22 protein-coding genes are annotated in these 19900 nt (G+C 63.9%); 14 read left to right on the forward strand and 8 right to left on the reverse strand.

What is annotated here, in order from left to right:
* Nucleotides 1-105: 105 nt before the first annotated feature.
* From GMST_RS09765 to GMST_RS09775, 3 genes are all read left to right on the forward strand, one after another.
* Nucleotides 106-270, forward strand: a complete 165-nt coding sequence (locus GMST_RS09765) for a twin-arginine translocase TatA/TatE family subunit (protein WP_183354466.1) — start codon at nucleotides 106-108, stop codon at nucleotides 268-270.
* Between the two features lie 172 nt (nucleotides 271-442).
* Nucleotides 443-1390: an SCO family protein gene (locus tag GMST_RS09770; RefSeq protein WP_183354467.1), complete on the forward strand. Its 948-nt coding sequence runs from the start codon at nucleotides 443-445 to the stop codon at nucleotides 1388-1390.
* Complete coding sequence (locus GMST_RS09775) at nucleotides 1387-3090, forward strand: ABC transporter substrate-binding protein (RefSeq protein ID WP_183354468.1); 1704 nt, start codon at nucleotides 1387-1389, stop codon at nucleotides 3088-3090. The genes GMST_RS09770 and GMST_RS09775 overlap by 4 nt, the downstream gene beginning before the upstream one ends.
* A gap of 56 nt (nucleotides 3091-3146) precedes the next feature.
* On the opposite strand, the gene GMST_RS09780 is transcribed toward GMST_RS09775, so the two are convergent.
* Nucleotides 3147-3485, reverse strand: coding sequence for a hypothetical protein (locus GMST_RS09780; protein ID WP_183354469.1), 339 nt, complete (start codon nucleotides 3483-3485; stop codon nucleotides 3147-3149).
* A gap of 435 nt (nucleotides 3486-3920) precedes the next feature.
* Between GMST_RS09780 and mobB the strand changes: the two genes are divergently transcribed.
* The gene (gene mobB / locus GMST_RS09785) at nucleotides 3921-4436 is read left to right on the forward strand and encodes a molybdopterin-guanine dinucleotide biosynthesis protein B (RefSeq protein ID WP_183354470.1); all 516 of its coding nucleotides are present in this window, start codon (nucleotides 3921-3923) and stop codon (nucleotides 4434-4436) included.
* A gap of 265 nt (nucleotides 4437-4701) precedes the next feature.
* Entirely contained in the window at nucleotides 4702-6084 is a 1383-nt protein-coding gene (locus GMST_RS09790; RefSeq protein ID WP_183354471.1) for an OmpA family protein, read from the forward strand.
* 372 nt (nucleotides 6085-6456) lie between these two features.
* Here the strand turns inward: GMST_RS09790 and GMST_RS09795 are convergent, their stop codons facing one another.
* The 5 genes from GMST_RS09795 to GMST_RS09815 form a co-directional block, all read right to left on the reverse strand.
* A complete protein-coding gene (locus tag GMST_RS09795) occupies nucleotides 6457-7041 on the reverse strand; it encodes a putative metallopeptidase (protein WP_183354472.1) in 585 nt (194 codons plus the stop codon).
* 48 nt (nucleotides 7042-7089) lie between these two features.
* Nucleotides 7090-7389: a cytochrome C gene (locus tag GMST_RS09800; RefSeq protein ID WP_183354473.1), complete on the reverse strand. Its 300-nt coding sequence runs from the start codon at nucleotides 7387-7389 to the stop codon at nucleotides 7090-7092.
* Nucleotides 7390-7461: 72 nt separating this feature from the next.
* Nucleotides 7462-8235, reverse strand: a complete 774-nt coding sequence (locus GMST_RS09805; RefSeq protein WP_183354474.1) for an acyl-CoA dehydratase activase — start codon at nucleotides 8233-8235, stop codon at nucleotides 7462-7464.
* Between the two features lie 360 nt (nucleotides 8236-8595).
* Nucleotides 8596-9582, reverse strand: a complete 987-nt coding sequence (locus GMST_RS09810) for a 2-hydroxyacyl-CoA dehydratase family protein (protein ID WP_183354475.1) — start codon at nucleotides 9580-9582, stop codon at nucleotides 8596-8598.
* A 5-nt stretch (nucleotides 9583-9587) separates the two neighbouring features.
* Nucleotides 9588-9926, reverse strand: a complete 339-nt coding sequence (locus GMST_RS09815) for a hypothetical protein (protein ID WP_183354476.1) — start codon at nucleotides 9924-9926, stop codon at nucleotides 9588-9590.
* Between the two features lie 169 nt (nucleotides 9927-10095).
* On the opposite strand from GMST_RS09815, the gene gcvT reads away from it, so the two are divergent.
* The 7 genes from gcvT to GMST_RS09850 all read left to right on the forward strand — a co-directional run bounded on the left by gcvT (nucleotide 10096) and on the right by GMST_RS09850 (nucleotide 17036).
* A complete protein-coding gene (gcvT, locus tag GMST_RS09820) occupies nucleotides 10096-11187 on the forward strand; it encodes a glycine cleavage system aminomethyltransferase GcvT (protein ID WP_183354477.1) in 1092 nt (363 codons plus the stop codon).
* A 55-nt stretch (nucleotides 11188-11242) separates the two neighbouring features.
* Nucleotides 11243-11617, forward strand: a complete 375-nt coding sequence (gcvH, locus tag GMST_RS09825) for a glycine cleavage system protein GcvH (protein ID WP_183354478.1) — start codon at nucleotides 11243-11245, stop codon at nucleotides 11615-11617.
* Nucleotides 11617-12954 carry an aminomethyl-transferring glycine dehydrogenase subunit GcvPA gene (gene gcvPA / locus GMST_RS09830; RefSeq protein ID WP_183354479.1) on the forward strand — a complete coding sequence of 446 codons (1338 nt, stop codon included), beginning with the start codon at nucleotides 11617-11619 and terminating at the stop codon, nucleotides 12952-12954. Before gcvH ends, gcvPA begins: the two co-directional genes overlap by 1 nt.
* On the forward strand, nucleotides 12945-14384 hold the full coding sequence (gene gcvPB, locus GMST_RS09835; protein WP_183354480.1) for an aminomethyl-transferring glycine dehydrogenase subunit GcvPB: 1440 nt from the start codon (nucleotides 12945-12947) through the stop codon (nucleotides 14382-14384). Before gcvPA ends, gcvPB begins: the two co-directional genes overlap by 10 nt.
* 234 nt (nucleotides 14385-14618) lie before the next feature.
* Entirely contained in the window at nucleotides 14619-15428 is an 810-nt protein-coding gene (locus tag GMST_RS09840; protein WP_183354481.1) for a lipoate--protein ligase family protein, read from the forward strand.
* Between the two features lie 100 nt (nucleotides 15429-15528).
* Nucleotides 15529-16443, forward strand: a complete 915-nt coding sequence (lipA, locus tag GMST_RS09845; RefSeq protein ID WP_183354482.1) for a lipoyl synthase — start codon at nucleotides 15529-15531, stop codon at nucleotides 16441-16443.
* Nucleotides 16440-17036: a M23 family metallopeptidase gene (locus GMST_RS09850; protein WP_308936490.1), complete on the forward strand. Its 597-nt coding sequence runs from the start codon at nucleotides 16440-16442 to the stop codon at nucleotides 17034-17036. Before lipA ends, GMST_RS09850 begins: the two co-directional genes overlap by 4 nt.
* Nucleotides 17037-17379: 343 nt before the next feature.
* On the opposite strand, the gene GMST_RS09855 is transcribed toward GMST_RS09850, so the two are convergent.
* Both GMST_RS09855 and trxA read right to left on the reverse strand, forming a co-directional pair.
* Nucleotides 17380-17904, reverse strand: coding sequence for a TlpA family protein disulfide reductase (locus tag GMST_RS09855; RefSeq protein ID WP_183354484.1), 525 nt, complete (start codon nucleotides 17902-17904; stop codon nucleotides 17380-17382).
* Nucleotide 17905: 1 nt separating this feature from the next.
* Nucleotides 17906-18235: a thioredoxin gene (gene trxA / locus GMST_RS09860; protein ID WP_183354485.1), complete on the reverse strand. Its 330-nt coding sequence runs from the start codon at nucleotides 18233-18235 to the stop codon at nucleotides 17906-17908.
* A gap of 170 nt (nucleotides 18236-18405) precedes the next feature.
* Here trxA and GMST_RS09865 point away from each other — a divergent pair, with 170 nt between their 5' ends.
* A complete protein-coding gene (locus GMST_RS09865) occupies nucleotides 18406-19080 on the forward strand; it encodes a precorrin-2 dehydrogenase/sirohydrochlorin ferrochelatase family protein (RefSeq protein WP_183354486.1) in 675 nt (224 codons plus the stop codon).
* Complete coding sequence (gene ccsB, locus GMST_RS09870) at nucleotides 19077-19892, forward strand: c-type cytochrome biogenesis protein CcsB (RefSeq protein WP_183354487.1); 816 nt, start codon at nucleotides 19077-19079, stop codon at nucleotides 19890-19892. Before GMST_RS09865 ends, ccsB begins: the two co-directional genes overlap by 4 nt.
* Nucleotides 19893-19900 lie beyond the last annotated feature (8 nt).

A 19900-nucleotide genomic window follows, 5' to 3' on the forward strand; every position in this document is an offset into this window, starting at 1 on the left:
TGGGGACCAGGGGCTGGGGACTGAAACATCCCTTCGCCCTTGGTTTCCAGCTTCGACCCCAACTACAGAAAACCGCAACGGGGCCGCAAGGCCGGGGAGGACGCCATGTTTGGTATCGGCATGCCGGAACTTATCGTGATCCTGTTCATCGTGCTTTTGGTCTTTGGCGCCGGCAAGCTCCCGGAGGCGGGACGCTCGCTGGGCCAGAGCATCCGTAACTTCAAACAGGCCGCGGACGACCAGGAACACCCGGAACCGCCCAAGAGTTAGACGCACCCTGCCGCAAGGCAGCACCCGTGGGCTCGGCACCATGCCGGCTCCGGGTGTCGGCGCGGTGCCTCCTTTCCCTCCTGGGCAACCGGGGGGGAATTTTTCAGATCTGCTGCAGCCGGAACTTGACTTACCAGGCTTCGGCTGGCAGCACCACGGAGCGAGGTTTATCATGAAAACGTTAGCCACTTTCTTTGCCGTTATGTTCTGCTCCGTCTCCTGGGCTCTTGCCGCCGAGGTGCCGGCGGCCCCGGCGGCCGCTCCCTCGGCGCTCCGCAGCGAACAGGGCGGGTTCAACCTGCAGCTAAGACTTCCCGATTCCGGACTGAAGCTCGGCCCCAATACTGCCGATATTACGGTACAGGACCAGGCGGGAAACCCCGTCGAGGGGGCGCAGCTCACCGTGACACCCTGGATGCCCAGCATGGGGCACGGGGTCTGGGACAAGCCGGTGGTGAAGGAGTTGGGCGGGGGACGCTACCACGTGGAGAACGTGGTGATCATCATGGGCGGGGTGTGGGAGCTTAAGGTCGCCCTCAAAAAGGGGGAGCGCGAAGACCGCGCCGTCTTCAGCGCCACGGTGGCCGAGGCGGCACCGGCCCAGGCTTCCCCCGAGCCGGAGCGTACCGGGTACGACCGGACCCTGGCCGACTACAACGTACCGAACGTGACGCTCATCAACCAGGACGGCCAGAAGGTGAACCTGCGCCAGCTTCTCGAGTCGGGGAAGCCGGTCATCGTCGACTTCATCTTCACCACCTGCACCACGATCTGCCCGGTGCTCTCGGCCGGCTTCAGCAACCTGCGCCGCACCCTGGGGGACGAGGCGCACAAGGTGCAGCTGGTCTCGATCTCCATCGACCCGGAAAACGACCGCCCCGAGAAACTCAAGACGTACCTGGAGCGCTTCGGCGGGCCGGAGGGGTGGGAGTTTCTCACCGGGAGCCGGGAGGAGGTGGGGCGGGTGCTGCGCGCCTTCAACGCCTTCGTGGTCGACAAGATGTCACATGAGCCGCTCTACCTTCTGCACGCGCCCAACGCGCCGCAGTGGGTGCGCATCAAGGGGCTCATCAAGAAAAGCGATCTGCTGAACGAATACCGGAAAATGGAGAACCGATGACGATCCCCCGACTGGCTGTGCGCCTTTTCCCCCTGGTGCTGTTGTTGATCCTGGTCCCGGCGCTCGCCGCCGCCGAGGAAGCGGTGGCCGGCCGCCCGGCTGCCGAGGCGCTCAGGCTGGGCGAGGCGATGTACCAGCGGGGAATCCTCCCCTCGGGGAAGCCGATGCGGGCCCTGGTGCAGGGGGACCTGGAGCTTTCCGGGACCATGACCACCTGCGCGAACTGCCACATGCGCAGCGGCCTGGGCTCCGCGGAGGGGGGGATCTTCACCCCTCCCACCAGCGGCAAGAAGCTCTACGGGCCGCTCACCGGACAGCAGGACATCCCGGGCCCCACCATGAGCCGCTCCATGTTCCAGAGCCCGCCGCGCCCCGCCTATGACGACGCGAGCCTTTTGCGGGCGCTCCTCTACGGCGTCGACCCCACCGGGCGCAAGTTCAGCGCCACCATGCCGCGCTACCTCCTGGAGCCGGACGAGGCCCGGATCCTGCTCCACTACATAAAGCAGCTCTCCTCCACCACCTCGCCCGGGATCACCGACACCCGGATGCACCTCGCCACCATCGTCTCGGACGGGGTCGCCCCCCAGGCCTGGGAGGCCCAGCTCGGTCCGCTGAAGGCCTTCTTCGACAAGGAGTGGAACGCCCGGCTCGCCATCCTGGGCTCCCAGTGGAACGCGCGCTGGTTCGGCTCCGGCGGGAAGCCAAGCGGCGGGCTCACCTACCGCGAGGTCTCCCTCGAGGTCTGGCGGCTCAAGGGGAAGCCCGAGACCTGGGAGACCCAGCTTGCCGAGTACTACCGCAAAAAGCCCGTCTTCGCGGTGGTGGGGGGGATGGTCTCCGGGAGCTGGAGCCCGGTGCACCGCTTCTGCGAGAAGGGGAAGATCCCCTGCCTGTTCCCGGCGACCGAACTCCCTCAGGTCGCCGAGCACGACCTCTACACACTCTACTTCTCCAAGGGGTACTTCCAGGAGGGGGAATCCGCCGCCAAGTACCTCTCGCGCGTGGTTGAGCTCCCGCCGGGGCGGGAGGTGGTCCAGGTGTTCCGGGACGACGAGGCCGGACGGGCCCTAAGCCGCGGCTTCGCCGAGACCTGGCTTAAGTTCGGCAAGAACCCGGTGCGCGAGGTGAAGCTTGAGGGGACCGGGGCGACCGGCGCCACCTTCTGGAAAGAGTTGGCGGCCCGGCACCCGGGCGCGGTGCTGCTCATCTGGCTCCCCGCCGGGGACCTCGCCGGGGTGGAGCAGTTGGCCCTCGCCCCGCAGCGCCCCTCGACCCTGTTCTTCTCCTCGACGCTCCTCGAGGACCGCTCCCAGGCACTTCCCGAGCCGCTGCGCGACTTCAGCTTCCTGACCTGGCCCAAGAGGCTTCCCGGCGACGGCGACTACACCCGCCAGTTGGTGCGCGGCTGGCTGGGGAACAAGAAGCTCCCGGTCGCGGACCTCGCCACCTCGGCGCAGAGCTACTTCATAACCCGGATGCTTTCGGTCGCCCTCATCGACATGGGGACCGACTACTACCGCGACTTCTTCCTGGACCTCCTGGACTGCACCCCGGACCAGGTGAACAGCTCGCTGCGCTACCCGGTGCTCAGTTTCGGCCCCGGCCAGCGCTACGCCTCGAAGGGGTGCTACATCGTGGCGCTGGGGAAGGGGGCCCAGCCCAAGCTGGTCAAGAAGAGCGATTGGGTGATCTACTGACGGTTTCAGGTCTTTGGTTGTGATCAGCAGGAGGGAGTGCAGTCGAGGTGGCCGTTTCAGGCCGCCTCTTTTTTTTCGCGGATCGCCACCTCGGTGAACCGCGACCCCGGACGGCACCAGGGACGCGGCAGCGCGGTGTCGCAGCAGGAAAAGTGCGGTACCCGGGCGAGCAGATAGGTGGGATGGCTGAAGAAGTCGGCGTGAAACCAGGTCTCGTTTTCCAGGACGCAGGTGCCCTCTCCCTGGGCGCCGCAGAACGGGCAGGTGGCGGGAGCCAGGCGGCCGTACTCCACGATGATGTTGAATCGGCTGCCATCCTTTGAGATGGTTGCCGAGGTGACATACCAGGGAGGGGCGAGGCCCAGGGTTGCGGATATGAAGACCAGCTGGTCCATGGTGAAAGCTACCTCGATGAGAATGCGCCCGGTGGGGCGTGAGCCGTGAGTTCCTTTGCTTGAGACGGCGAGCCTGCCCTACCTTTTACAGGTATCGTGCCAGCCGCCGCGGACGCGGGAGTCCCTGATTCACAACAATTTTGGCTGCCGGGGGGAAGCGGGCGGGCTGCCAAGAAATTTGCTGCTGCCAGGGGATTTGGCGCCCGCGGCGCCTGGCAAGCCGGCCCTGCGTGGCCGAAACCCGCAGCGTCAGCTCCTCTTTTAGCGCCCGAAATTGTCCTGGCACCCCGGCACTCTGGTTTTCTATCGGCTGGTGAGCCGATTGACTTGAACACCGAGGACGGCTATAGTCAGGGCCGGTTCAGACTCCCGGTCGCGCGGTTGAAGAGGCGGGCGGTCGTCAGGACCGGCAAAAAAAGAGACGGAGGCAGGTTCATGGAGACAAAGGCCGTATCGTTTGTAGCAAAATCGGGGACCGGCAAGACCACCTTGCTCGAGAAGGTCATCGTGAACCTGAAGGAGCGCGGGCTGCGGGTCGGGGTGATCAAGCACGACGCGCACCGCTTCGACATCGATCATCCCGGCAAGGACAGCCACCGCCTCACCGCCGCGGGGGCCGACACCATGCTGATCTCCTCGCCGGAGAAGCTTGCCGTGGTGAAAAAGCACCGGGCCTCGCCCCCCATCGAGGAGCTGATCGCCACCTATTTCGGTGACGTCGACATCGTCCTTACCGAGGGGTTCAAGCTGAGCAGCATGCCGAAGATCGAGCTGCACCGCCAGGAACGCAGCCAGACCTTGCTCTGCCGCGGCGAAAACTACGACGCGACCCTCATCGCCATCGCAAGCGACGAGGCGCTCGAGGTCGACGTCCCGGTGCTCGACCTGAACGACCCGGCCCAGGTGGCCCAGTTCGTGGTCGACTACTTCAAGGTGCAGCCGAGCCACTAACCCTTCCGAAAAACCCGCCCGACCTGCGGCTCCCACCCTGAGAAGGGGGGAGCCGTTTCATTTGAGCCTTCAGCGAGCCTCCCCCGCAGCCCCCCAACTAGAAAATATTGCAGCGCTCTTGCACGCCGAACAAATAATGATAGCCTTCTCATGTTTTGTTTCTTAAGAAATCGCGGTGAGTGGAGCGGCGGCCCTGGCCACCCTGCGGTTACCGCCGAGGTCGCCGTTTCGGCGAGTGCTCTGACTTTCCTAAAGGAGGCTGAAGATGAAACGGTTCCTGCTCCCCTTCCTGGTTCCCGTCCTGGTATTTGCAACGCTCGCGGTCGCGCACGCGGGGGTGACGGCAGAAAGCTTCTCCGTCTCACCGTTTGTGGGCGGCTACTCCTTCCTCGGCAGAGAGCACCTGAAGACCCGACCGGTGGGAGGGGTGCGCGGCGGCTACAACTTCACCAAGCACGTCGGCGCAGAGGCGGCCTTCGACTTCACCCGGACCGAGGCGCGCTACTCCGAGACCGACTTCAACGTCTACGACTACCATTTCGACATGCTGTACCACTTCCTGCCGGACGGGCCGCTGGTCCCGTTCCTGGCGGCCGGCTACGGCGGGCAGACGCGCTATTCCGCCTATGAGGGGTCCGTCACCCATGGCGTCTTCAACTACGGTGGCGGGATGAAGCTCTTCCTCACCGACAAGATGGCCCTGCGCGGCGATGTGCGGCACCTGATCCAGAAGCACGACGAGCACAGCTACCACGACCTGCAGTACACCGTCGGGCTCGATTTCCTCTTCGGCGGCGTGAAGCCGGCGGCAGCCGCCCAGGCCCGGCCCCCCCAGGCGCTGCCCGAGCAGCCGGCGCCGGCCCCCGCGCCGGCCGAGGTGCCCCCCCCGGTGATCCCTGCCGAGCCGCAGCGCGGCCACTTCACCTACTGCGTGACCCTGCACGGCGAGTTCGACATCGACCGCGCCCTGATCCGCCCCGAGTACCGCGAGGAGATCGCGCTCGTCGGAGACTTCATGAAGAAATATCCGGACACCACGGCGGTCATCGAGGGTCACACCGACAACGTGGGGGATGCCGACTACAACCTGAAGCTCTCCCAGCGCCGCGCCGAGGCGGTGGTCAACTACCTGGTGGACAACTACGGCATCGACCGCTCCCGCCTGACCGCGAAGGGGTACGGGCTCACCCGCCCGGTGGCCGACAACGCGACCGACGCCGGGCGCCAGAAGAACCGTCGCGTCGAGGCGGTCATCGACTGCGCCTTCGACGCCACCAAGGTCGAGCCCCCCGAGCGGCTCTGCATGGGGCTCGTGCTCGATTTCGAAAGCGGCAGCGCGCAGATCAGGGCCGAGGACCGCTCCGAGATCGCCAAGGTGGCCGACTTCATGAAGCGCTACCCGACCACCACCGCGCTCATCGAGGGGCACACCGACAACGAGGGGACGCCGGAAGGGAATATGAAGCTCTCCCAGGAGCGGGCCCAGGCCGTGGTCGACTACCTGGTGCAGAACTTCGGCATCGAGCAGAACCGCTTGGCGGCGAAGGGGTACGGTGCCACCCGGCGCATCGCTTACAACGCGACCCCCGAGGGGCGCGCCAAAAACCGCCGCATCAACGCGGTGATCGACTGCGTGGTCCGGAAGTAGGGGAATGGGTGGGCTAGGCGGACTTCGGGAAGCCTCGGCAGGCAGCGGGAAGAAACGGAAAAGGGAGGAAACCAAGGTTTCCTCCCTTTTTTTCGTGCCTCGGGCAGGAAGGTCGGGGGAATCTCGTTCCCACGCCCCGGCGTCCCTGGTTTTGGCAGCGGACAAAGGCTCAATTCCGGGAAGGACGTCCGCCTGGATCCCCTCTCCCCTTGCGGGAGAGAGGGACAGGGTGAGGGGAAAGGTGCCACGTTCATTGCCGATGGCAGCTTCACCCACCCCCCCGGCCCCCTCCCGTCGAGGGAGGGGGGGATGTGGTAGTCCCGAAGCTTCCGGAAGAACCAGCGTCGGAGCAGGAGCGGTTAGGAAATGGGCTCAAGCGGGGCTTATGCTGAGGCGTGGGGCGGGAAGGCGTCTCGCCACGATGGTGCGGTGCCGCTCGCGCAGGCTGGCCAGGTTCCCCTCGAGGAAGCCGAGCGCAACGCGCTCCTCAGCGGCGCCTGCCAGGTAGGCATCGACCAGTTGTCCCATGTAGAGGTTGTAGCTTTTGGTGGAGGAGCCGTGGGCGTAGTTGCGTCCCGGGAAGCGGCGGATGTCGCCGTCGAAGTCGGGGGAGATGTGGTAGAGCTCGTGGAAGATAGTGATCAGCTTCTCGCGTGGGGAGAGTTCCAGGAAGCGGGGGACCAGGAAGTAGATGACGTAGAGCACCTCCTCGCCCAGGTGCATGATGGTCGGCATGGTGCAGACCACCCGGCGTCTGCCGCGCCGGGTGGTCATCGACTTCTCTCCCCCCGCAAAGCGCAGCGGGTGGATCTTGGCGAGGCTCCCTCCCGCGCTGGGGCGGCCGCTGGAAACGCAGATCAGGAGCCGGTCGGGGAGGACGTGGTTCAGTTCGGGGCAGCTTAGGACGATGTCCCTGATCAGCCGCTCCAATTCGCCGGTTAGATTAAGCGTGCTCACGTCCGACGAACCTCGGGTAGTGCAACAGCGGGAAACGTTACGGGCTGCCTACTTGCCGGCAGCGCTCGCCTTCAGCTTGTGGCAGAACAGGCAGCGCATCGGGCCGTCCTTGGGTTTTACCGGGTGCTTGGCCGGGAACGGCACGCCGCCCGGTTCGAAGTGGCAGGAGGGGCAGGTCTTGTCGACCTCCATCTTGCTCTGGGTTTTCTTGAACAGCTCGTAGGCGGCCTGGTGCTTCTCGTCCACCGGAACCCGCTTGGTTTTCTCTTCGCCGGAGATGGCGTAGAAGACGGCCAGTACGATGACGATGACGCCGATGAACAACCAATCCTTCTTGCTAATTTTCATCAAATCCCTCCGGATGCTTAAGGCTGCCGGTGAAAGTAAACGGCCGGCGTCGAAAATTCAAGGAAAATGTGGCTACAGCGAGGCACAGCCGATGGCGCCGTTGTGCTGCGGGAATTTGGGGATTACGAGCTCCATGGCGCAGCGTTCCCTCAAAAGGGAGACCATCGCGCCGTTTAAGGCGACGCCGCCGGTGATCACCAGGGTCTGGGACGGGAAGCGTTTCAGCATGGGGAGCACCCTCTTCACCAGGGTGAGGTTCACGCCGGCGCAGAGTTGCGGGACCGGGTGGCCGCGCAGGATCTGGCCGATCAGTTCGCTCTCGCCGAAGATGCCGCAGGTGGCGTCCAGGGCGATGGGGCCCTCGGCGTGCGAGGAGAGTTCCTCCAGGGAGACCTCGAGGACCGCGGCCATGTTTTCCAGGTAGCGGCCGCTCGAGGCCGCGCACTTGTCGTTCATGACGAAGTCGTTGAGCCGGCCGGAGACCACCTGGGCCACCTTGGTGTCCTGGCCCCCCATGTCCAGCAGGGTGAAATCGGCGAGGCCGGTCTGGGCGCGGGCCCCGGCGACGTGGGCCTTGATCTCGGAGATCACCTTGGCGCCGTGCAGGTTGATGGTGTTACGGCCGTAGCCGGTCACGGTGATGCTCGCGTTGGCAAGCTCGTCGGGGGTGAAGATGCCGCTTGCTGCCAGGTCGAGGCAGAGCTCCTCGTTCACGATGCTGCCGTACTTCTTGTAGAAGGCGATGGTGTCCAGGTCGGCGAGCCTCACGATCTCGCCCTCACGCAAGAGGGCGAACTTCGCCTTCCTGCTGCCCAGGTCGATGCCTATATGATAAATCTCTGACATGGTCTTAACCTCACAGGGATAAAGTCCTAAGCTAACAGGGATGAATGGGATTGATGGGATAAAACCTTAAACTAACAGGGATGTATGGGATTGACGGGATGTATTCTTCTAAAGGTCCAAACTCTTGAAACTTCCAGACTCGTTTTTTTGTCCTAAACCAAAATCAAAAGCTTGAATGCTCATATAGGTCTTAAAGAGCAGTTTTGCAGCTTTGAGAGGTTTAAGCCGTTATCCTCTTAATCCCCTTCTCCCTGTTGAAGGTTTAGGCCGTTATCCCTTGATCCCCTTCTCCCTGTTGAAGGTTTTAAGCCGTTATCCCGTTAATCCCATTCATCCCTGTTATTATTTGGTGCTATCTGTTTATCCCTGTCGGTCGTCCAGCAGTTCCAGGAAGCCTTCCACCCTGATCTTGGTGCGTGCGTCCACCGCGCTCGGTTTATCCCCCTCGAGGGTCAGGATGGGGAGGTCGATGCTCTTTCTCAACACCATGTCCTCGATCTGCCTGAAGCAGAAGGACTGCACGTAGTGGATCACGCCGTCCACCCGGCGCGCCTTCAGTTCGCGCACGATGTCCTCGAGCCGGTGGAAGATGTCGTAGGGGTAGGTGTAGGCACGGTACTGCTCGACCAGGTCCGGCAGGTCGTAGGGCATGGCGAACTGCCGCTGGGTCTCGTTGAAGACCACCCGCGCCCCCTGCCCCTCGAGGAAGTCGTACAGCCCGCTCAAGATGGGCGGCACCCCGAGGTAGGCCAGGCGGAGCCGGTCCCGCCGCGGCGGCCGGCGCACGGCCTCGGCCAGAAGGGCGTCCACCTCGGCCTCGAACTTGTCCGGATCGCCGTTCATGTCGGAGGTGCAGACCTGGAAGTAGTGGTTCTCCTCGCCGGTCACCTTGTCTTCCTGCCAGGTGAGCCGGTCGATCTCGCGCACCTTGACCCGGATCCGGTCCAGACGCTCCTTGGCCGCCTGCACCGCATCCCAGCCAACCCCCAGATGCCCCATGAGGGTCTCGATCTCACCCCTGAGCAGCTCCGCGCTGCGGCTGGTGGGGTAGGCGAACGGATAGACCTTCACCCCCTGCAGCGAAAGCACCTCCATGAGTGCCTTGGTGTAGCTGCAGTCTCCTTCCGTGACCGCGATCATCTCGGTGAGCCCGCTGGTCACCACGGCGCCGTAGATCCCCTTGATCCAGCCGCAGACGTTGCGGGGGAAACCGGCCAGTTCGGCATCTTCGATGAGTGAATGATTCTCGGGATTGGTGATGAAGATGTTGTTGAGGTCAACGGGGACCGCTCCCGCTGCAATCACGACTTCCAGCGGGATGGTGGAGGTGAAACCTACTTTGCGCAAAAGATTTACTCCGTCTTTATGAAGTACAGGTAGATGATGAAGGCGCCGATGGCGAGCCCGCCGAACGCGAAGGGGAGGGTGCTGGAGAGGGCGAGCGAGTCCCCTTCGGCCGGCATGGTGTAGCGCACCAGCAACAAAAGGGAGATGGCGGTGAACAGGGCGCAGAGCACGAACTTGGAGCGCACCACCACGGCGTAAAAGAGCACGACCAGGAACACCCCGACGAACCAGGGATTGCCCAGGGCGCTTTTCACCGTGAGTCCCTTGAGAAAATCTATGACGTGTGCCGTCTCAAACGGCGAGAGTTTCTCGGTCGCTTTCTCGGCGAGGCTGTTGGTATCCATGAGCTTCCTCCGGTCGAATTCCAGATTATAGACATGTGGCGGAATTTGGCAAGGTTAAAGGCGCAGCGCCGGGGTGGCCAATTCTTTTCACGTGGGAAGAATATTTGTTTACAAAGAGGGATATTTTTCTTAAATTGCGGCCAACCCTGCCAACGAGGAGAAACCGTCCATGGAAGATCTCAAAGCAACTCCGCTGCGCGAACACCACGAGGGATTGAAGGCACTTATGGCACCCTTCGGAGGGTGGCTCATGCCGATCCAGTACGCCGGCATCCTCGCCGAACACAAGTGGTGCCGGGAAAAGGCGGCACTCTTCGATATCTGCCACATGGGCGAGTTCCTGTTCCAGGGCGATATCGTCGCCGACGGCCTCGACAGCGTCTTCACCTTCTCGGTGCAGACCATCCCGGTGGGGCGTTCGCGCTACGGATTCCTGCTCAACGAGCGCGGCGGGGTGATCGACGACCTCATCGTGTTCCGGCTGGCCGAGGACCAGGTGATGATCGTGGTGAACGCCGCCACCATCGACAACGACTTCGCCGTGATCCGCTCGCGCCTCAAAGAGGGCGCGAACCTCACCGACATCTCCGAACGCACCGGGAAACTCGACCTGCAGGGGCCGCTCGCCCGCGAGGTGCTGGTCGAGCACTTCGGCCCCGAGATCGGCACCATCCCCTTCTTCAAGTTCATCAAGACCAGCATCCTCGGAGTCGAGGCCCTGGTGAGCCGGACCGGCTACACCGGCGAGCTCGGCTACGAGATCTTCATCCCCGCACACAAAGTCGTGGAGCTCTGGGAGCACCTGCTTAAGGACCCGCGCGTGGCACCGGCCGGACTGGGGGCCCGCGACCTCCTGCGCCTGGAGGTCGGCTACTCGCTGTACGGCAGCGACCTGGACGAGAACACCACGCCGCTCGCCGCCGGCCTTGCCAGCTTCGTCAACCTCGACAAGGAGTTCGTGGGGAAAAAGGCTCTCCTCGAGGAGCAGCAGCGGGGCGCCGAGCGGGTCAAGGTTGCCTTCAAGGTCAATTCGCGCCGCTCGCCCCGGCACCACTACGAGATCTGGCAGGAAGACGCGGCGGTCGGCACCGTCACCAGCGGCGCCTTCTCTCCCATGCTCGGCTGCGGCATCGGCCTCGGTTTCGTGAAGCCCGGCGCCTCCGCTCTCGGGACCAAGATCTCCATCCGCCACGAGCGCGTGGAGATGGAGGCCGAGGTGGTCGAGCTCCCCTTCTTCACCGGCGGCTCGCTGCGGGCCTAGCGTTCATTCTGAAAACGTCATCTGCACTGCACCATATTCAACCGGAGGTTCACCAATGTCCATGTATTTCACCAAAGAGCACGAGTGGGTCAAAATCGACGGCAACCAGGCAACGGTCGGCATCAGCGCGCATGCAGCGCACGAACTGGGCGACATCACCTTCGTCGAGCTGCCGCAGGTCGGCAAGACCGTGAAGCAGTTCGACACCCTGGCGGGAATCGAGTCGGTGAAGGCAGCCAGCGACATCTACGCACCGGTATCGGGCAAGGTGGTGGCGGTGAACAACAAGCTGGAGGACGCTCCGGAACTGGTCAACGAGAGCGCCGAAGAGGACGGCTGGATCTGCCGGCTCGAGGTCGCCAACGCGGGCGACGTCAGCGCGCTCATGGACGCCGCCGCTTACGCCGAGTACCTCAAAGGGCTCGAGTGATGGGATACTGTCCGAACACCCCGGAGGAGATCCGGGACATGCTCGCCGTCATCGGCGCCTCGAGCGTCGACGACCTCTTCGCGCCGATCCCCAAGGAGCTGAGGGCCAAGTCCTTCAACCTCCCCGCGGGGGTCTCCGAGTTTGAGCTCATGGCGCTGATGCGCGAGAAGGCGCGCCAGGGCGGGACCGAGATCGTCCCGTTCATCGGCGGCGGCATCTACGATCACATCATACCGGCGGCGGTCGATCACCTCTCCGGCCGTGCCGAGTTCTACACCGCCTACACCCCCTACCAGCCGGAGTGTGCCCAGGGGACCCTGCAGGCGCTCTACGAGTACCAGAGCGCGATCTGCCGGCTCACCGGGATGGAGGCTTCCAACGCCTCGCTCTACGACGGCGGCACCGCGCTCGCCGAGGCGGCGCTCATGGCGCTGCGCATCACCGGGCGCCACGCCGTGGTCTTGGACGGCTCGGTCAACCCGCTGCACCGCGAGGTGGTCTGCGGCTACCTGGCGAGCCTCGAGGCCGGCGTCTGCCAGCTCCCCCCCGCGGGGTGCGAGGTCGATCTCGACGGGCTCATGAACTCCATTACCGAAGAGACCGCCGCGGTCATCGTGCAGCACCCGAACTTCTTCGGCAGCGTCGCGGACCTGACGGCCCTCGCCAAGAAGGCCCACGACCAGGGCGCGCTGCTCATCGTCTCCTGCTACCCGATCGCCATGGGGCTTTTGAAGAGCCCGGGCGAGATGGGGGCGGACATCGCGGTGGGCGAGGGGCAGAGCTTGGGGAACCCGCTCTCCTTCGGCGGCCCCTACTTCGGTTTCATCGCGACCCGCAAGCGCTTCATCCGCAATCTCCCCGGCCGCATCGTGGGCGAGACGGTGGACACCCAGGGGCGGCGCGGCTACGTGCTCACCCTGCAGGCGCGCGAGCAGCACATAAAGCGCCACAAGGCGACCTCGAACATCTGCTCCAACCAGAGCCTGTGCGCCCTGCGCGGCCTCATCTTCGTGGCGTCGCTCGGCAAAAAAGGTTTCGCGGATCTGGCCGCCCTCAACTACGACAAGGCGGAGTACGCGAAGTCGGTGCTCGGTGCGGTGAAGGGGGTGAGCCTGGTGAATGCGGCACCCACCTTCAACGAGTTCACCCTGAGGCTCCCCAAGCCGGCCGCCGAGGTGGTGGCCCGCCTGCTCGATGCCGGCGTTGCCGCGGGCGTTCCGGTTTCCGGTTACTACCCCGGGCGCGACAACGAACTGGTGGTGACGGTTACCGAGAAGCGGACCAAGGCCGAAATCGACGCCCTGGCGGCACGACTTGAGGAGGCGTTATGGAATTGATCTACGAAAAGTCGGTGGCCGGCCGCAGCGGGGTGAGGATCCCGGTATCCGACGTCCCCAAGGCGGCACCGCTTCCCGAGGCGCTGCGCCGTACCGAAGCAGCAGGCTTTCCCGAGGTGAGCGAGCTCGACCTGGTGCGTCACTACACCAACCTCTCCCGGCGCAACTTCTCGGTCGATACCAACTTCTACCCGCTGGGTTCCTGCACCATGAAGTACAACGCCAAGGTGATGGAGCAGGCCGGTGCCCTCTTCGCCGACTGCCATCCGATGCTGGCGCTGTTGCCCGGCGGCGAGAAGCACGTGCAGGGGCCCTTGTCGCTGGTCCACGGTCTCGAGCAGCAGCTGGCCGAGATCACCGGCATGGACGAGGTGACCACCCAGCCCCTGGCCGGCGCCCACGGCGAGATGACCGGCATCATGGTGATCGCCGCCTACCATAAGGCGCGCGGCGAGAAGCGCAAGTACGTCATCGTCCCCGACTCCTCGCACGGCACCAACCCGGCGAGTGCGGCCATGGCGGGGTACGAGATCATCACCATCCCGACCGCCCCCTACGGCGACATGGACCTCGATGCCTACCGCGCCGCGATGAACAACGAGGTGGCGGCGGTGATGATGACCTGCCCCAACACCCTGGGGATCTTCAACCCGCACATCGCGGAGATCTGCGAGATCGCCCACCAGGCCGGCGCGCTTGCCTACTACGACGGCGCGAACCTGAACGCCATCCTGGGGAAGGTGCGGCCGGGCGACGTCGGCTTCGACGTCATCCACGTGAACCTGCACAAGACCTTCGGCACCCCGCACGGTGGCGGCGGCCCGGGGAGCGGTCCGGTCGGCGTGAAGAAGGCGCTGATCCCCTACCTCCCGACGCCGCGGGTGGTGAAGAACACCGACGGCAGCTTCGGCGTCGAGTCGCACCCCGAAGGGATCGGCCGCGTCTCCGACTTCTTCGGCAACTTCGGCATCATGGTGCGCGCCTTCGGCTACATCATCCTGTTGGGTGGCGAGGGGCTCATCGAGGTGAGCGAGCAGGCGGTGTTGAACGCGAACTACATGATGGCAAAGCTCAAGGGTGAGTACGAGCTTCCCTTCGACATGACCTGCATGCACGAGTGCGTTTTCTCGGCGAGCCGCCAGCTGAAGGACGGGGTGCACGCCCTCGACATCGCCAAGTACCTCATCGACCGGGGCTTCCACCCGCCCACCGTCTACTTCCCGCTCAACGTCAAGGAGGCGATCATGATCGAGCCGACCGAGACCGAGAGCAAGGCCACCATGGACGCCTTCATCGAGGTGATGCTCGAGGCGGCGCAGCTGACCCGGGAGAACCCGGACGCCCTGCACCAGGCGCCCGAGACCATGCCGGTGGGCCGCCTGGACGAGACCCGCGCGGCACGCGCCCAGCAGGTCTGCTGCGAAGGGTAACAGACGGGTTTTCAGCAAAACAGGGCTCCGGAAGGTAAACTCCTTCCGGAGCTTTTGCGTTAGGGGAGTAGGTGCAACCCAGCCAAAAACCCCTTTAACTGATCGGGTCCCCTATGGTATCAAGAATCGGAGCGGCATTTGGCCGGACAGCCCGCCCCCGACTTTTTCTGCTCTTTTTGTGTCCTTGGTGTCTTTGATGTCTTTTGTGTCTTTTGTGTCTAAGGAGAGCCGCACATGTCGCGCCCCGCGCCGCTTTGGCGACTGATAGATGAAGGACCCCTGGATGGTCCGGCCAACATGGCCCTGGACGAGGCGCTCTTGGGGTGCTTTGACCCGAAGAGTTCGCTGCCGGTCCTCAGGCTCTACGGCTGGGAGCCGCCGGCGTTGTCGGTAGGGCGCTACCAGGACGCCGCGGCGGCGCTCGATCTGGCGCTGTGTGCGGCGGACGGGGTCCCGGTGGTGCGCCGGATGACGGGGGGCGGGATCATCTTCCATGCGGATGAGCTCACCTACAGCCTGGTCTGCGCACCCGAGCAGGTGGGGGACGCCGCGGGGGTGAAGGAAGGTTTCCGCAGGTTGTGCGCCTTTCTGCTCGGGACCTATCAAAAGCTCGGACTCGATGCCGCGTTCGCCACCGACGTGAACCCGGCCGGGGCCGTTTTGGGGCAGCGCACCGCCTTCTGCTTTGCCGGGAAAGAGGACTTCGACGTTTTGGTGCGTGGGCGCAAGATAGGGGGCAACGCCCAGCGCCGGTTGCGGGGGGCCATCCTGCAGCACGGCTCGATCCCGCTCAAGAACCGGGTGCGGGACGGGCAGCGCTACCTTGCCGATCCTGTTGCCGGCCAAACCGATGCGGTAAGCCTTGCGGAACTCGGGCTTATGCCCGAAACCGGGGCACTGAAGGTGCTGCTTATTGAGGCGTTCCAGGAGCGCCTGGGGGTGGTCTTGCAACCGTCGGCGCTGACCGACGCAGAGCGCGCCCTCATGGCAGAGCTCGAACAAACGAAGTACCGCAACTCCGACTGGAACCTGGGCAAGCCCTAAGGCCGCAGGGCTGGTGGCTTCTCTTCTGCTACCTTAACCTCCGATCGGTTCCGTCCGATCTGAACTGATCGGTCCGATCAGCACTGTCAGGTGAACCTTAATGCAAATGACCCGCAAACCCGAATGGCTGCAGAAAAAGATCACCCCCTCGGCGCACGGCGCCATGGAGGGGCTGCTCAAGGAACTCAGCCTGAACACCGTCTGCCAGCAGGCGCGCTGCCCGAACATCACCGAGTGCTTCAGCAAGCACCAGGCGACCTTCCTCATCCTGGGCCGCATCTGCACCCGCCTTTGCGCCTTCTGCTCGGTCACCAAGGAGACCCCGCAGCCGCTCGATCCCGGTGAGCCGGCGAGCGTGGCGGAGGCGGTGCGGCGGCTCGGGCTCACCCACGTGGTTATCACCAGCCCGACCCGCGACGACCTTGCCGACGGCGGCGCCGCGGCCTACGCCGAGACGGTCGCCTGCATCCGGGGAGCCTCGCCCAAAACCAAGGTCGAGCTGCTCATCCCCGATTTGCGCGGCGACTTCGGTGCGCTGGCGACGGTCGTGGCCAGCGCTCCCGATATCCTGGGGCACAACCTGGAAACCGTCCCCAGGCTCTACGCGATCCGCTCCGGCGCCGACTACCAGCGTTCGCTGGAGCTCCTCGCCGAGGCGCACCGGCTCAACCCGGAGCTGAAGACCAAGTCGGGGCTCATGCTGGGGTTGGGGGAGGAGGAGGACGAGATCTTCGAGGTGCTGGAAGACCTGCTGGCCACCGGATGTTCCTACCTGAGCCTCGGCCAGTACCTCGCGCCCAGCAAGCTGCACCAGAAAGTAGAGCGCTTCGTGGAGCCTGAGCTCTTCGAGGCCTACCGGCTGCGGGCCCTGGCCATGGGGTTCTCCCACGTGGAAAGCGGGCCCTACGTGCGCAGCTCCTACCACGCCGACCAGTACGGCGCGAAGGAAGGGGCGGTCCCGGCGTCGGCCGCGCCGGCGGGATGCGGCGGAACCGGCCAGGAGGGGAAAAAGTGACCTGCGGAAGTGCCAGGGGAGGGGGGCGACGCCGGTTTTCGGTAGGGCTTGCCCTGTGCGGGGTGGCGGTGCTGCTGGCCCTGCCGCAGGCGGCGCAGGCCAGCCGCAAATCCCCGGTCGAGGGAGGCGTGGTTACCTCCGGCATCGGCTGGCGTCCCGACCCCTTCGGCACGGGGCGCATGGTCTACCACAACGGCTACGATATCGCGGTTCCGCTCGGCACCAAGGTCTATGCCGTCGAGGCCGGCACCGTGTACTACGCCGGCACCTATCGCGGTTACGGCGAGATGGTGGCGGTGGACCACGGCAACGGTTACGTCACCATCTACGGCCACAACTCGAAGGTGCTGGTGAAGGTGGGGGACAAGGTCGACAGCGACACGGTGCTGGCCCTGTCGGGGAGTACCGGCCGCTCTACCGGACCGCACGTGCACTACGAGTTGCGCCACATAGCGGGCTACCAGAAGCCGCCGCGCCCCTCGTGGGAGGATAACCTGGAAAAGGTGGTGGGAGAGGCCGTGGAAAACGCGGTGAAGAAGCAGCAGGCCCAAGGTGGCGGCGAGCCCTACCTCCCCGAGCCGGAAGGGGACTAACCCAGCTCGCTTCCCGTTCCTTGCCGTAAGTACCTGTCGGTAGAGAGCTCTTTAAAACTCCCCCCTTTGGAAAAGGGGGGCAGGGGGGGATTCGGTTTTCGCGAGAACTGCGGAAGCAGATGACTGACGCCGAACGTCAGTTCTGGTTCAAGTGTCCCAGCATTGCAGGACAGACGAATCCCCCCTGACCCCCCTTTTTCAAAGGGGGGGACGTGAGGTTGCCCCAAGTGTAAGGATTACCACAGACTGCCCCCGGAACTCCTGTCTGAACCCACAAAAAAAGGAGCGGCCCAAAGCCGCTCCTTTTTAAGTACGTCCTTTTAGTTGTCTTGGCCCGAAGCCCTTACTCAGCCAGGAGCCTCTTGATCGCCTCTTCCATGGCGTGGCCGGTCTGGTCCGAGTACCCCTGGAACTTCTCCGCCACCATCCCTTTCTTGTTGATGACGTACACCGTCGGGATGGAGCGCAGGCCGTAGTCCGTCTGCAGGTCTTCCCCGGCAATGGCTACCGGGTAGTTGATCTTGCGGTCGGCGATGAAGGTCTTCACGTCGCGCTCCGCACCCTCGTCCACGCTGACTCCCAGGACCTGCAGGCCCTGCTTGCTGTACTTCTTGTTCAGCGCGTTCAGGTGCGGGATCGACTCCTTGCACGGGATGCACCACGTGGCGAAGAAGTCCATCACCAGGACGTAGCCTTTGTAGTTGTTGAGTGTTACCGGCTGACCGGACGTCGTGGTCAACTTGATGGCGGGGGCTTTGTCGCCCTTTTGCAGGATGGCGGCTGCCGGCCGCGTGGAAAGGAGCAGGCCGGCAACCGCAAGCGGGAGTACTCTGAGCACAAACCTGTGCAACGGGATCAACCTCTTCATGTTAAAGCGCCTTCTTGATCAACGCCTCCAGCTGAGTCTTGGGAATGGCACCGACCACCTGGTCCAGCACCTTGCCGTCTTTCAGCAGAATCACGGTCGGGATGCCGCGCACGCCGTACTTGCCCGGGGTGGCGGGGTTGTCGTCGACGTTCACCTTGCCGACTTTTACACGGCCTTCGTACTCGGAGGCGATGCTATCGATGAGCGGAGCGATGGCTTTGCAGGGAGCGCACCAGGTAGCCCAGAAATCGACCAGGACCGGGATGTCCGACTGGAGCACTTCTTTTTCAAAGTTGTCGTCTGTGAATGTGCATACGTTTTCACTGGCCATTGAACCCTCTCCTTAATAAAAAAAGTGAGTACAACTATAAATGAGCGAGTAAAAAAAGCAAGGGGTAATTGGCTGCCCCGTGGCGCCGCTTCCCTGTTGACTTGAGCGCCTCACTGCGCGATAGTGGCGCCTTAGCGGAGTACCTCTTTAATTCATTAACGGACTTCTCCTTGCGCTATTATCCCATAAATCTCGACGTGAAAGATAGGGTCGTGGTGATCGTCGGCGGCGGTGCCGTGGCGGCCCGCAAGGCGGCGCGTCTGCTTGCCGCCGGCGCGCGGGTTACCGTGGTGGCGCCCACGTTGGTCCCGCGCCTGGCCGAGCTTGCCGCGCAGGGGAAACTCGTGCATCTGCCGCGCCCCTACCTGCCGGGCGACCTGGCCGGGGCGCTCCTTGCCTTTGCCGCAACCGACGCTCCCGAGGTGAACCGGGAGGTCGCCGAGGAGGCGCGCAGCCTGGGAGTCCTCGTCGACCTGGTGGCGGATCCCCGGTCCGGGGACTTCACCACGCCTGCCGTACTCAGTCGCGGTGAGCTCCTGATCACCGCATCGACCTCAGGAGCGAGTCCCGGACTGTCACGGCGGATCATCGAGGAACTTGAACCACTCTTTGATGATGAATACGCTAAGTCTGTGATGCTTTTAGGTCGGGCCCGTGAAAAGCTGTTGACTGAAAAGGGGCGTACCGCATACAATGAGCGGGTTTTTGCCGTGCTGGAAGCGCTTGATCTTCATCGGCTCGTCAAAAATGGCCAGCTGGAAGCCCTGGACCAGATACTCCTGAAACTCTCCGAATCCGGCGCCGCACCGGGTCCGGAAGGGGCGAATAAAAAGGATCCGTCATGAATGCCTTGCTCTTCAACAGTACCCTGGTCATCTATGCAATAGCGACGGTCCTCTACCTGAGCTGCCTCGTGAAGACGGAACCGAAAGTGGGACGCACAGCCCAGTTGGTCCTCGGTGTCGGCTTCCTGGTGCATATCGCCTACACGGTGGACCGCTATTTCGAGGCGGGGCACACCCCGATCACCAACCTGCACGAATCCCTCTCGTTCTTCAGCCTGGCGACCGTCGGCATCTACCTTTTCTGCGAGTACCGCTACAAGGCCTACATCCTCGGTTCCTTCGTGACGCCGCTGGCCCTTTTGATCCTCGCCGTCGCGGCGACCTTCTCCGGGATCATCGCTCCCTTGAACCCGGCGCTCAAGAGCAAGTGGCTCACCGTGCACACCGTGGTCGCCTTCCTGGGCTACGCCGCCTTCGCCATCTCCTTCGGCGTCAGCATCATGTACCTGATCCAGAGCCACTTCCTGAAGAAGCGCCGCCTGGGCCCCCTGTTCCAGAAGCTCCCTCCCCTGGATCTTCTGGACGCCATCAGCTACCGCTGCCTCACCTTCGGCTTCCCGCTCTTGACCTTTGCCATCATCTCCGGCGCCATCTGGGCGGAAACCGCCTGGGGCACCTACTGGAGCTGGGACCCCAAGGAGACCTGGTCGCTCATCACCTGGTTCATCTACGCGGCTCTTCTGCACGGCAGGCTGACCACCGGCTGGCGCGGCAGGAAGGCCGCCATGCTCTCCATCGTCGGTTTCCTCATCGTGATTTTCACCTTCCTCGGCGTCAACCTCTTCCTTGGGGGGCTGCACAGTTACAAATAGAGTTGCGA

Source organism: Geomonas silvestris, assembly GCF_014193515.1.
GTDB lineage: Bacteria > Desulfobacterota > Desulfuromonadia > Geobacterales > Geobacteraceae > Geomonas > Geomonas silvestris.